10 protein-coding genes are annotated in these 14,390 nt (G+C 35.6%); 3 read left to right on the forward strand and 7 right to left on the reverse strand.

The annotated features are described in order from the left end of the window. The first annotated feature begins 43 nt into the window (after positions 1-43). A complete protein-coding gene (locus tag AR685_RS02120) occupies positions 44-598 on the forward strand; it encodes a 3'-5' exonuclease (protein WP_059123572.1) in 555 nt (184 codons plus the stop codon). A gap of 198 nt (positions 599-796) precedes the next feature. Here the strand turns inward: AR685_RS02120 and apaG are convergent, their stop codons facing one another. The 7 genes from apaG to glgB form a co-directional block, all read right to left on the reverse strand. After that, positions 797-1,183: a Co2+/Mg2+ efflux protein ApaG gene (apaG, locus tag AR685_RS02125; RefSeq protein ID WP_047444208.1), complete on the reverse strand. Its 387-nt coding sequence runs from the start codon at positions 1,181-1,183 to the stop codon at positions 797-799. 81 nt (positions 1,184-1,264) lie between these two features. Beyond that, positions 1,265-2,515: a 2-oxoglutarate dehydrogenase complex dihydrolipoyllysine-residue succinyltransferase gene (gene odhB / locus AR685_RS02130; protein ID WP_047444209.1), complete on the reverse strand. Its 1,251-nt coding sequence runs from the start codon at positions 2,513-2,515 to the stop codon at positions 1,265-1,267. 38 nt (positions 2,516-2,553) lie between these two features. Next, positions 2,554-5,367 (reverse strand): 2-oxoglutarate dehydrogenase E1 component, encoded by a 2,814-nt coding sequence (locus tag AR685_RS02135; RefSeq protein WP_047444210.1) that lies wholly within the window; start codon positions 5,365-5,367, stop codon positions 2,554-2,556. Between the two features lie 124 nt (positions 5,368-5,491). Then, the gene (locus AR685_RS02140; protein WP_047444211.1) at positions 5,492-6,532 is read right to left on the reverse strand and encodes a polyketide cyclase; all 1,041 of its coding nucleotides are present in this window, start codon (positions 6,530-6,532) and stop codon (positions 5,492-5,494) included. Between the two features lie 72 nt (positions 6,533-6,604). Further along, the gene (locus AR685_RS02145) at positions 6,605-7,873 is read right to left on the reverse strand and encodes a glucose-1-phosphate adenylyltransferase (protein ID WP_047444212.1); all 1,269 of its coding nucleotides are present in this window, start codon (positions 7,871-7,873) and stop codon (positions 6,605-6,607) included. A gap of 261 nt (positions 7,874-8,134) precedes the next feature. Continuing rightward, a complete protein-coding gene (locus tag AR685_RS02150; protein ID WP_047444213.1) occupies positions 8,135-9,541 on the reverse strand; it encodes a glycogen synthase in 1,407 nt (468 codons plus the stop codon). A gap of 2 nt (positions 9,542-9,543) precedes the next feature. After that, entirely contained in the window at positions 9,544-11,490 is a 1,947-nt protein-coding gene (glgB, locus tag AR685_RS02155; RefSeq protein WP_185113233.1) for a 1,4-alpha-glucan branching protein GlgB, read from the reverse strand. A gap of 219 nt (positions 11,491-11,709) precedes the next feature. Here glgB and AR685_RS02160 point away from each other — a divergent pair, with 219 nt between their 5' ends. Beyond that, the gene (locus AR685_RS02160; RefSeq protein ID WP_059123574.1) at positions 11,710-12,831 is read left to right on the forward strand and encodes an alpha/beta hydrolase; all 1,122 of its coding nucleotides are present in this window, start codon (positions 11,710-11,712) and stop codon (positions 12,829-12,831) included. 6 nt (positions 12,832-12,837) lie between these two features. Further along, positions 12,838-14,253 (forward strand): M17 family metallopeptidase, encoded by a 1,416-nt coding sequence (locus AR685_RS02165; protein ID WP_059123575.1) that lies wholly within the window; start codon positions 12,838-12,840, stop codon positions 14,251-14,253. Positions 14,254-14,390: the final 137 nt, after the last annotated feature.

Consider the following 14,390-nt stretch of genomic DNA (forward strand, 5'->3'; position numbering starts at 1 on the left):
TGGCCTTTACTTAAAAAATCACACATCAATTATAAAAAATCAAATGGATTTCTGCGCAATAGATTTTGAAACAGCAACTAACGAAAGACATTCTGCTTGTGAATTGGGAATTTGCGTCGTTGAAAATTCACAAATTGTCACTACTAAAACATGGTTGATAAAACCGCCGAGCTTTCCTTATTTTAATCAACGAAATATTGATGTACACGGTATTGTACCCAATGATGTAAAGGATGCTCCCACTTTTGATGAAATTTGGTACGAAGTACAAGACATGATGTACGGAACTCTGATGATAGCTCACAATGCGAGTTTTGATGCGGGAGTTTTAAGAAGCTGTCTTGATTATTATGGAATATTTAAGCCTAATTTAAACTATCTATGTAGCATTCAGGTTGCGAAAAAATCTTGGAATTATCTACCTAAATATGGTTTAAAACATCTAGCAGAACAACATCAGATTAAGTTTAATCACCATAGAGCTGGTGATGATGCCGAAGCGTGCGCAAGAATAGCATTATTAGGTTTTGAGAAGCTTATTATCACGAGCACAGATGAGATACATGACTATTTTCAGACTAAGCTTAAGAAGTTGTGATTTGTAAATGCTATTTTGATTCCTAGAATAACTTACAAAGCAATCAACAAATAACCTTATAAATCAAAATCTATAATGTATCATACTATTGATTTATCTAAAAAATTACATTCCAACTTGAGCGATAGTTTCATCAATGCTTATAAACGAAGTTCTTTGTTGCCGAACAATCTTATTTATATTGTTTTGTAAATATATTTAATTGACAAGTATGGCAGAAAGCAAATTGAATTTTGGAATATCAATCTCTAGATTTTCATGAGTTTCTTCATTTCTTACCAAATACAGACCACTCATATTTCCGACACCTGACCTTAGCATAACGTTTGAAAAATAAGCAAACTGTTCGTTAGGCTGTATCTCAGGAGTAAGTCCGATGACTCCATCTCCTACAACTTCAGTAAAACCAAATCCTACATCAAAGATGAGCCATTTTCTTTTGAGAATTTTGATAGGGAAATCTGATCCATTTTCAATCACAATGTTGTACTTAAAAACAAAGCGGTTTTCAGAAGGATACGAGTTTTTGCTATCATATTCAGGAGTTACAGACACCTTAATATTCGAAGTAATTTTTGAAAACATTTTGTTCGTTTTGTTGTTTGATACAAAAATCTCGCCTTTTTTGAAGGCGAGATTATATGCGATGTTATAAAAATTGATTTATTATAATCCAAGACCTTTCTTCTCGTCACCCCCTAGTAGAATTTCTACCGGATTGTCGATACCTTCTTTTACCGCCACTAAGAATCCTACAGACTCTTTACCGTCGATAATTCTGTGATCGTAAGACATTGCAACATACATCATTGGACGAATAACCACCTGTCCATCAACAGCAACCGGTCTTTGGATGATATTGTGCATTCCCAAGATAGCAGATTGAGGTGGGTTGATGATTGGCGTAGATAACATTGATCCGAAAGTACCACCGTTTGTAATGGTGAAAGTACCACCAGTCATTTCGTCAACTGTAATTTTACCGTCTCTTACTTTGATTGCCAAATCTTTGATGTTTCCTTCCACGTTTGCGAAAGACATGTTTTCAGCATTTCTCAATACAGGAACCATCAATCCTTTAGGACCTGAAACCGCAATTGAAATATCGCAGAAATCATAGTTAGTTTTGAAATCTCCGTCGATTGATGCATTTACATCGGGATACATTTGTAATGCTCTTGTAACTGCTTTTGTAAAGAAAGACATGAAACCAAGTCCAACTCCGTGTTTCTGAGCAAATTCTTCTTTATATTGTTTTCTTAATCTGAAAATTTCAGACATATCTACTTCGTTGAAAGTCGTCAACATTGCTGTTTCGTTCTTTACAGAAACCAATCTTTGAGCGATTTTTCTTCTAAGAACTGAAAGTTTCGTTGTCGTTGTAGATCTTGCACCTGTAGCTGTTAAAGAGCTTCCTCCCATTGCAGGAACAGCTGCTAATTCAGCGTCAGATTTAGAAATTCTTCCGTCCCTTCCAGATCCTGAAACCTGAGAAGCATCAATTCCTTTTTCGTCAAGAATTTTCTTTGCAGCAGGAGATGGAGCACCTGTAGCATAAGATTGAGGAGCAGCAGGAGCCGGTTTTGGAGCTTCCACTTTTGCAGGTTCAGCAACTTTAGGTGCTTCTTCCTGTTTTGGAGCTTCAGCAGCAGGAGCAGCAGCACCTTCAGGCTTTGCAGCATCTCTGTCAATTAAACAAACAACCTGACCTACTTGTACTACATCTCCTTCCTCTGCCTTAAGAGTAATCACACCACTCTCTTCAGCAGGTAATTCTAATGTTGCCTTGTCTGAATCTACTTCAGCGATTGGTTGATCTTTTTGTACATAATCACCATCTTTTACAAGCCAAGTTGCAATTTCAACTTCTGTAATTGATTCTCCCGGTGAAGGAACTTTCATTTCTAAAATTGACATATCGTATTTTTTATTTTTTTAATGGATATTTATTCTAATTAAGCAGTAACAGGTCTTTTAGCCGGAGCATCATCTCTGTCAAAAACTCTGTTGATTACTGCATTTTGGTTTTTCTCAAACATTTTGTGACTTCCAGGAGCCGGTGCACCACTTGGTACCGGAGAAACAACCTGAATTCCTGTATCTCTGAAATTTCTTAAGATATAAGACCAAGCTCCCATATTTTCTGGTTCTTCCTGAGCCCAAACGATTGATTTTTTGTTTTCGTATTTTGCAAAAACAGCCTCGATAGCGTCATTCTGAAGAGGATATAACTGCTCGAATCTCACTAAAGCTACATTCTCAGCGTTTAATTCTTCTTTTTTAGCTAATAATTCGAAGTATAATTTACCTGAACACAATACTAATTTTTCAACCTTTGCCGCATCTGCAGTAGGATCATCTAATATTGGCTGGAATCCTTTGTTTGCGAAATCTTCAAGCGGAGAAACCACTTTTGGATGTCTTAATAATGATTTCGGACTCATTACAATCAATGGCTTTCTGAATGCCCACTTCAACTGTCTTCTCAACAAGTGGAAATAGTTAGCAGGAGAAGTAATGTTTGCTACCACCATGTTTTCGTTCGCACAAAGCGTCAAGAATCTTTCTAATCGGGCTGAAGAGTGCTCTGCACCCTGTCCTTCTGAACCGTGAGGCAATAACATCACCAAACCATCCTGAATCTTCCATTTTTCTTCTGCTGCTGCCAAATATTGGTCAACGATAATCTGAGCTCCGTTAACGAAATCTCCGAACTGTGCTTCCCAGATAGTCAAAGTATTCGGAGATGCCATTGCATATCCGTAATCAAATCCTAAAACTCCGTATTCTGAAAGGTGAGAATTGAAAACATCAAATCTGCTTTCTGAAACTTCTTTTAAAGGGATATATTCTTCTTCTGTATCTTCAGTTTTTACAACAGCGTGTCTGTGAGAGAACGTACCTCTTTCCACATCTTCACCAGAGATTCTGATATTATGCCCCTCTACCAAAAGTGTAGCATACGCTAACCATTCTCCAAGAGCCCAATCTAGAGAGTTTGCCTCAATAGCTTTGATTCTGTTATCAAATAGTCTTGTAATTTTATTGATAAATTTTTTATCAGCTGGAAGTGTTGACATTTTTATTGCCAATTCTTTCAGTTTTGTTAAATCATATTTTGTATCAACAGCATCTTGTACGGCACCTCTTTTTGCAATCGGGAAATTCGTCCAGTCATCTGCCATGAAAATATCCATCACATTTTTCTCGATTTCCTTAGAAGCATCAAAGTCTTTATCTAAAAGCGCTTTGAATTCAGTTTCCATTTTTGCGATAACGTCGTTTGATGTAATGCTGTCCTTTAAGAGTTTATCTTTATAAATCTCTCTTGGATTAGGATGCTTTGAAATTAATTTATACAAATTAGGCTGTGTAAATCTTGGCTCATCCCCTTCGTTATGACCATATTTTCTGTATCCTAATAAATCGATATACACATCTTTACCAAACTTCGCTCTGAAATCAGCTGCAAAATGAATGGCATGTACAACTGCTTCTGCATCATCTGCATTCACATGCATAACAGGAGATTCTGTCACTTTTGCAATGTCTGTACAGTATGTAGAAGATCTTGCATCAGCATAGTTTGTGGTAAATGAAACCTGGTTGTTCACAACAATGTGTACAGTTCCACCTGTTTTGTAACCTTCCAAAGTCATCATCTGAGCTACTTCGTAAGCAATGCCCTGACCCGCTAATGCACCATCACCATGGATGATAATTGGCAAAACTTTAGAATAATCTTTATATTTATCATCTACTTTAGCACGGCAAATGCCTTCTACCAAAGCAGCAACAGTTTCTAAGTGTGAAGGGTTTGGAGTTAAGTTAATAGAAACTTCTTCTCCAGACGCTGTTTTTATTTTTTTAGATGAACCTAAATGATATTTTACGTCACCAGAGAATACATCTTCTTCAAATTCTTTTCCTTCAAATTCTGAGAAAATCTGTTTGTAAGATTTCCCGAAAATATTGGTTAATACATTTAATCTTCCTCTGTGTGCCATCCCTAAAACAACCTCATCAACTCCCAATTGAGAAGATCTTGAGATCAATTGGTCTAACGCAGGAATCAAAGTTTCACCACCTTCTAATGAGAATCTTTTCTGACCTACGAATTTTGTATGAAGATAATTTTCAAACGCTACAGCCTGATTCAATTTAAGTAAAATCTCAGTTTTTTCGTTAGCGTTAAGGCTTGGATGGTTTTCATTAACCTGAATCCACTGCTTGATAAAGTCCTTTTCCTCAACGTTATTGATGTAAGTATATTCTACACCAATTGAGTCACAGTAGATGGTTTCAAGATGTCTGATCAATTCCTGTAAAGTGGCAGGACCTTTCATCCCTGTTTCTGTTGCACAGTTGAATTTCGTATTCAGATCAGACTGAGAAAGACCAAAGTTTTCAATATCTAAGGTTGGCGTATAGTGTCTTCTTTCTCGGACAGGATTAGTTTTTGTAAACAAGTGGCCTCTCGTTCTGTAAGCTTCGATAAGATTTACTACCTTAAATTCTTTCTTAATATGCTCAGGAACCTCACCATTGGCTGCGGCCTGAGAAATCTGCTGTACGGCAGGTGCAGAATTTACAGAGTTTTGTACAACCTGAATGCTGTCGTCGTCACTGTAGTTCTCTAACGCAAAATCAAACCCTTGAAAAAAGGCTTTCCATGATGGTTCTAAAGAGTCCGGGAATTTTAAGTACTGTTGGTATAAATCCTCAATTAACTGAGAATGAGCTGCGTTTAGGAATGAAAATCTGTCCATTATTACAGTTGGTCTATTTATTAAATTTTGTTAGTCGTATTAATCTTCAAATTTAATAAAAAAAACCGACTTTGGGCAGCCTCAAACTATTAAAAAAAACATAAAGAAATGATTTGTATCATATTTATTTATAAACAGATAACGAGAGCTTCATATTAACATTCTGATTCTCCAAAGGCTGCTCAATAAAAGTTTGATAAATGTCACCATAACGCATTTCGTCGGTTTTGGCCTTCTGCATCAATTGTTGAATCGCTTTCACTCTTCCCGCATAGCTTCCTTTATAATAAATCACATAATTTTGAGTCTCATTGATCGATCTGAAACTAAAATTATTATCATTCACCCCAAATTTCTTAGACAAAGGAATTCCGAAATAATAAGAAACTTCGTTGTCTTTAAAATTATCGGCATCCGTAATCAAAATTGGATAACCAAATTCGTCATCTTTTTTGCCTAAATCCATCGTAACAAAATTGTAGACCTTATTGTAATTCATCACAATATTTCTGTACAATGCATCTTTTTTGTTTGATGTACTGACACTTATTCCCAACAGCATTCTCGCTTCTTCTTTTTCAACCATCAGACTGTCATACTTTATCGATGCTAGCTGATTGTCTTTTGAAACTTTATTACCCAAAACATTTTTAAGATTTATCATACTTTTATCGATATTGTCGGTAAATCTATCTTCGGTCCAAAAATTCTGAGCTCTCGTTAAAACAGATAATTTGGGAGTATGCACAAACCATGTGATTTTTGTCTTTTCAGCAGAAACCTTTGTAAATTTAACGTCGATCAAGGTCGGATTTTCATCTTTATCTTCAAAAAGCTGGTATCTCAAAGTCTTATTGGGATTTTCGTAACGAATAAACATCTCACCACCATCGTCACTTTTAGGATCGTTATAGCTAATCGCACTTCCCTGCCCTTCGTAAGGTGTGTAATAATCGATGGTAATTGTTTTTGAACTTGTAAAGAAATTATTCCATCTTGTAAAATTCTGGAGATTATTAAACTGATTAAAAACTTTATCTAAAGGATATTCTACTTCTTTCTCTACTTTGAAACTTTTACTTTCGTCTACAAAGAAATACATAGAAGCAGCATAAGCTCCTACCAGAAAAATAACAATTACGGCTATAATTTTAAAAAAACGCATCGCACAAAAGTAATACAAATAAAAAAAGTGACCAATATATTGATCACTCCAGTTTCTATTGTATTTTAATTATCATCCAATATGAGTTCCAGGCTGAAGAACGGCACCTTTCTTAATTACAACAATACCGTCCTGAACAGAATGTGTTCCGTAATCTCCGTCTTCCATATGTTTACCACCGATAATTCTTACATTGTCGCCGATATAACAGTTTTTGTCCAAAATTGCTTTCTCGATATAACAGTACTTTCCTATTCCCATATTTGGATGGCCAAGTCTGTCATTCATTACAATTTCTGCTGTATTCTGGTAAAAATCAGCACCCATTACGTAAGAATTTACAATAGTGCTGCCTTTATCTATTCGTGTTCTGTTTCCAATCACTGAATTTTCAATCTTATCTGCCAAAATAATACATCCGTCACCAAAAACAGCTTTGCTTACGTAAGAGCCGTTAATTTTTGACGGCGGAAGCATTCTAGCTCTGGTGTAAATTGGAGAAGATGAAAAAAGATTAAACTGAGGGAAATCCTGACAAAGATCCAAGTTGGCTTCGTAGAAAGACTCGATGGTTCCAATGTCTGTCCAATAGCCTTCATATTGATAACTCAGCGTACTGTATTTACCGATCGAACTTGGGATAATGTCTTTTCCGAAATCATCTCCTGCTCCATCTTCAAACATTTTCTTTAAAATAGATTTTGTGAAAATATAAATTCCCATCGAAGCTAGATATTCTTTGCCTTCCATTTTATTTTTATCTGAAACTTCAGACTGCAAACCGTTGAGAAGGTCATAGCTTGGTTTTTCAATAAATGAAGTGATATTTCCTTCGTCATCAGACTTTAAAATTCCAAAACCTGTAGCATCTTTGGCATTCACAGGAATTGTTGCAATCGTAACATCACCACCATTTTCGATATGAAAATCAAGCATTGCATTAAAATCCATCTGATAAAGCTGATCTCCGGAAAGAATCAAGATATATTCATAATCATATTTTTCCAAATGCTTCATTGATTGACGTACAGCATCAGCAGTACCTTGAAACCAGCTTTCGTTTTCCACGTTCTGTTCTGCCGCTAAAATGTCTACAAAACCTTTGCTGAAAATATCAAAGTGATAAGAATTTTTAATATGTGCGTTAAGTGACGCCGAATTAAACTGCGTTAAAACCAATATTTTATTTAAACCCGAATTTAAACAATTAGAAATAGGAATATCAACCAATCTGTACTTTCCGGCAATCGGGACAGCGGGTTTTGATCTTGAATAAGTTAATGGAAAGAGCCTTGTACCTCTACCTCCTCCCAAAACGATTGAAATAACATTTGGATTCATAAATTTATCTGTGGTTTATCTTATTATTAGTATATTATGTGATTCTATATTTTTATTTAATACTCTATGAAGCTGATATCCATCTTCAAGCTTACTGATATCAGTACGAAATCTTAAGGATTCATTTGCTGCAGACATTTCCTAATGTTACGTCTACATTAAGCTGTTCATTGATTGATAACTATTTTAAGCAAAACTACATCCTAATATGATCAATATGCAGCGGACAAAAAAAATGTACTATTGATCAATCGCAAAAATTTATTTCTTATATAAAGCTATGTACTTTTCTGCAGATTTCTCCCATGCGAAATCAAAATTCATATTTGAAAGTATCAAATCATCCATCACTTTTTCCTGATTATAGATGGCTAGTCCTCGAACCATAGCATGAATAATATCATCAACTCCGGGATAGGTAAAATTTAAGCCCGAGCCTCCTGTAGAAATATCTTTTACTGTATCTCGTAAACCGCCGGTATAGCTAACTACAGGAACTGTTCCGTACCTCATCGCATACATCTGATTAAGACCGCAAGGCTCTACCCTAGATGGCATCAACAAAAAATCTGCCGAAGCGTAGATTTTGTGAGACAAATGTTCTTTATATCCAATATCTGTCGCAAAATTGGCATAAACATAGTTCAATTCTCTCAATTTATCTTCAATATAAGAATTCCCTGAACCCAATACCATAATATTGAGTGAGCCATACGTTTGCTTAATACTTCTCCATACAACTTCCGGAAGTAAGTCAGCTCCTTTTTCAGTTGCAAACCTTCCAATAAAAGCGAAAAGTGGCAAATCCGGATTCAAACCGTACTCTTTGCAAAGCTTCTGCTTATTTTTATTTTTAATTTTGAGAACATTTTTTTTATTGAAATTAAAATCAAGCATAGGGTCTGTTTCAGGATTCCACACATCGGCATCAATACCGTTGATAATACCATACGCTTTTCCGAACTCGTCACGAACCAAACTTTCCAAACCTTTGAAACTTACAAAAAGCTCCTCTAGATATCCTTCAGAAACTGTTGTGAAAGCATTTGCACATTTGATCATGCTCGCTAAAGGATTAATAAAGCCGTTCCAGTCTAGAAGTCCCCATCTGTGATGATCAAATGAAGGCATATACTGAATCATATCCCAACGCATTAATCCCTGATATTCACCATTGTGAATAGTTCCAATAGTCTTAACACCTTTTAAAAAGCTAAACTCAGGGCAGTTTTCTACCATAAAAGGAACTAATCCTGTATGATAATCATGACAATGCAGAACATCCGGCCGAATCTTCATTGCATTCAGCCAATGCAGAACACCATGCTGAAAGGCCAAAAACTGAAAACTTTCATCCTGATATCCGTAAGGATTTTCACGGTCTAAAAGTCCTGGAATTTTCACCATAAACAATTCAAAGCCCAACGTATTTGTTTTCTCTTTCATAACCTGAACCTGAAACATATTCTGCCCCTGATGAATAAAGCCGTCAAAAACCACTTCAAACTCATAATCATAGACAAAAGATTTATTGTACCAAGGCATTACCACTTTGGCGTCGACATCTTTTATTTTGTTCTGATACTTCGGTAATGCTCCCACAACATCTGCCAAACCTCCTACTTTGGCAACGGGATAACATTCTGTGCTAAGGTGATAAATTGTCATCTTTATTTTTTGTGTTGTTTTATTCTTTGAATCTTATACTTTTTATCTTCTTTCATTTTCAAAACGAGTCCTGCAAGCGGCGGCAGTTTCAGGGAAATAGATTTTGGATGGCTCATCCACTCTTCCTTTTCTTCTTTGAAAATGGTTGATTCCACTCCGCTTCCATTGTATTTTTTGTCATCAGAATTGAAAATTACTTCCCAATGAGTACCGGCATTGACACCAATTTTATAATCAAAAACTTTTGGAGTCAGATTTAGTACAACCATCATAACATCATCTTTCTTCTTTCCTTTTCTTAAGTAGATCAGAACAGAATTATCGGTGTCATCAGCTTCTACCCATTCAAAACCATCAGGACTGAACTGATTTTCATAGAATGCCGTTTCACTTTTATATAAATGATTTAAATCTTTAACCAAATTTTGCAAACCTTTATGTATAGGAAAGTCGAGCAAATGCCAGTCTAAGCTCTGCTTAAAATTCCATTCGCCGGTCTGTGCAAATTCATCTCCCATAAAAAGCAATTTTGCTCCTGGATGCGTAAACATATACACGAATAACGCTCTGAGATTGGCAAACTTCTGCCATTCATCACCCTTCATTTTATAAATAAGACTTGCTTTTCCGTGCACCACTTCATCGTGAGATAAAGGCATCATATAGTTTTCATTATACATATACATCGACGCAAAAGTCAACTTATGATGTGTATGTTTTCTGTTGTCGTATTCTTCTTTGAAATAATCTAATGTATCATGCATCCAGCCCATCATCCATTTCATTCCGAAACCTACCCCACCGTCATGGACAGGTTTTGTCAGTAGAGGAAAATCTGAACTTTCTTCTGCAATTGTCATAATACTGTTACCGTATTCTTTGTAAACTGCCGTATTAAATTCCTGGAGAAAAGCTTTTGCCTCGAGATTTACATTTCCACCGTAAATATTAGGTTCCCATTCACCTTCATTTCTCGAATAATCGAGATGCAGCATTGAGGTCACTGCATCCACCCGCAAACCGTCAACATGATAACGGTCGAACCAAAACATAGCATTAGAAATCAGAAAAGATTTAACCTCATTCCTTCCATAATTGAAAATATAAGACTTCCAGTCTGGATGAAAACCTTTTCTGGGATCTTCGTGCTCATAAAGATAGCTTCCGTCAAAACGATGCAGACCATTTGCGTCTCCAGGGAAATGTGAAGGAACCCAGTCTAGGATTACGCCAATATCATTTTTATGAAGTTCGTTGATTAAAAACATTAAATCCTGTGGCGAACCAAAACGCGAAGTTGCCGCGAAAAATCCGGTAATCTGATACCCCCAACTTGGATCGTATGGATATTCCATGACAGGCATCAATTCTACATGCGTAAAACCCATATATTGTATGTAGGAAACCAATTTACCTGCAATTTCTCTGTAATTTAAAAATTTTTCAGGTGATTCCGCATGTCTAAACCATGATCCTAAATGCAGTTCGTAAACAGACAGCGGAGCTTCTAAACTGTTTTTTTTCCAGCGGTCGGCAAGCCATTCTTTATCGTCCCATTCATACCATGTTGTAGAGACAAGAGAAGCAGCCTGAAGATTCTGTTCCCAGCTTAACGCGTAAGGATCGCTTTTTTCTAAGATTTTGCCTAAACTTTCGATTGCATATTTATAGAGCGTACCCCACGTAAGCTCGGCAATAAAGCCTTCCCAAATTCCCGAACCATCCCATCTAGGGAAAAGCAGATGATCTGTGTGAGTCCAGTTATTAAAATTACCTATCACGGAAACTTTTTTGGCATTAGGAGCCCAGACTGAAAAGTAAACCCCCTTCACTCCATCTTTTTCAACAGAATGTGCTCCGAATTTTTCATACAACCTGTAGTGTTTGCCTTCTTTGAAAAGGTAAATATCATGGTCTGTGAAAAGTGTGTAGGTTTTTACCGAATTCATCATAGTGTTATTTCCGTCATAATGGTCATGAGCAGTAATTATAAAAAATCGAAAAAGATTTTATGTTTAACAGCTTATTTGTAAGTATCGATGACTATCAAATATATAAATATTTCCTTTGTTAATGACTGTTTTTTATTAATTTTAATTAACCTATATAAAAAAGATTTTTTCTACTTTTATGAGTTTAATATACTCTCTTACTATTTAAACATAAATATGAAGTTTACACTTTACACAAGTGAAGCCGACGATAGGCCTATATTTATAACCGGAAATTTTAACATTTGGAATCCTAAGGATGTTCGATATCAACTAACACAAATAGACTCCAACAATTATTTTATAGAAATATTTAATGAGTTTCTTCCCGACGTTGTAGAATTTAAATTCACAAAAGGTGGCTGGGAAAACGTAGAGCTCGACCAATATGGAAATATTACTCCAAATAAGAAAGTATTTAAATCTGATAATGAGGTTTCCTTCAGAGTTGAAAAATGGAGATATAATTGGGGACCATTTAAACCGGAATTTTTTCCGATTGTTGAAATTATTTCAGAAGAATTTTATATTCCTCAGCTTGATAGACATCGCAAGGTATGGGCACTTTTACCTTTCGACTACTATGTTTCAGATAAAAACTACCCGGTCCTCTATCTTCAGGATGCCCAAAATTTATTCAATGAAGGAAGCCTATATGGTAATTGGGAAATCGACAAAAAACTGTCAATCCTTGCAGAATATGGGAGAGGTGATGTCATTATCATCGCCATTGAGCACGGTAGCGATGACCGAATTAAAGAATATATTTTTGATAATGACAATGTTGCTAATGGTTCTGAGGGCAAGAAATATATCCGTTTTATTACAGACACTTTAAAACCATTTGTGGATGAGCATTACCGCACAAAAAAAGACCGTGAGAACACTGGAATTGGGGGAAGCTCACTTGGTGCATTAATCAGCATTTACAGCGGATTTTTGTATCCTGAAGTTTATTCTAAATTATTAATTTTTTCTCCTTCACTTTGGGTTGAACCGAATAATAACTTTCCGATGATGAGCTTCAGAGTTCCATTTAAGACTAAAATTTATCTATACGGTGGTGAGCAGGAAGGTTCAAAAATGGTAAAAAGAATACAGGTTTTTGAAAATTATCTCAAAAGATGGGAAAAGAAAAATCTTTTTGATTTTGAATTTAAAACCAGCATTAACGCTCAAGGTTCTCACAACGAATTTTACTGGTCTCAAGAATTCCCCAGAGCGATCGAATGGTTATTTTATAACAACACCGAAAACCCCGTGGAAGTAACTCCACATCAGGATACAATAGAAAACTAAATAATTATGAAACTACTAAATAAAAGAAATAAAAATTACATCCAGATCCTAGAATTGTTCACAGAAGAATCGTGGCTGGAAAACAAAAAAAATTACAATAAAAATATATCTGTCATTTTTTCAGGGAAGAAAAATGAAGTTTTCATCGATGCAAAAGAGGAAAGCATAACTTATTTTATAGGATTTGGAAAATCTGACCTGCAGAACTTCGAATTCCAACAGGTAGCGACAAAATTCTCGCAAGGTTACAAGAAAAATTTCCAAGCGGTTCCTACTTTGATTTTAGCAGATTTCATTATAGAAAAACAGTTTGAAGAATTCGTCAAAGGACTTTTCCTTGGAACGTATAATTATCCGTTTGAGAAAAACCACCCCTTCTGGAATGAGAAATTTGAATTTCACTTTGGGAATTTAAGTCAGAAAAAATTAGACAATATCCTGAGCAGAGCTGATGCAATTTGCGAAGGACAGACTGCCTGTCAGGATTGGCTCAACAAGCCTGCAAACTTAAAAAAACCAGATGCAGTTAATACCTACCTGAAAAATTTAGCTAAAAAAAATCAGCTAAAATACACTGTATTTAACAGAAAAAAATGCAAAGAATTAGGTTTGGGAGCATTCCTTTCAGTTAATCAAGGAAGTGCTTATGACGCAGCATTTACTATTTTAGAATATAAAACGACGGTGAAAAGTGCAAAGACATTTGGATTAGTAGGTAAATGCGTACTGTTTGACACCGGAGGAATTTCCATCAAAGGATCTGACAATATGCATTACATGAAATCGGATATGGGTGGCGCCACAGCCGTAATCGGAGCATTAATTTATGCTTCACAGATGAAATTACCTATCAACATTACGGCTATTTTACCGATTACAGACAATACTGTTTCCGAAAATGCCTATTTACCTAGTGATGTGATCACCGCTTATAACGGCAAAACAATAGAAGTTCTAAACACCGATGCGGAAGGAAGAATGACTTTAGCAGACGGCCTTTCCTACATGTCAAAAAACTACAAAACTGATGTCTTAATTGATTTGGCTACACTCACAGGGAGTTCAGTAAGAATGTTTGGTGACACCTGCGGAGCTATGTTTTCAAATAATGAGGATTTAAAAAATCTACTGATAAAGACAGGTGATAAAACCAACCAGAGATTATGGAATCTGCCTCTTTGGAATATCTGGAAAGATGACTTCAAATCTGACGTTGCTGATTTTAAAAATATTTCAATGAAACCTATTGGCGATTGTATTATAGCTGCAAAATTTTTGGAGGAATTTATCGAAGGACACAAAAACTGGGCGCACTTAGACATTGCTGGTGTTGCCTTTGGAAATGTAGGTTATGCAAAAGATAAGGCAGCAACGGGTTACGGTGTACAATTACTCGTCGATTTAATTGAAAATTATCATTAAAAATTAGTTTATTTCGAAATTTCTCTGTATAATTGATTAGTGTTTCTCAAATACGTATTGATTATTGATTTTTACCATTAAAATATCAATAAAAAATAGCTTTCATTTTTGAATATTCATTAAAATTTAAAAAAAAT

It is taken from the genome of Chryseobacterium sp. JAH (assembly GCF_001507335.1).
Taxonomy (GTDB): domain Bacteria; phylum Bacteroidota; class Bacteroidia; order Flavobacteriales; family Weeksellaceae; genus Chryseobacterium.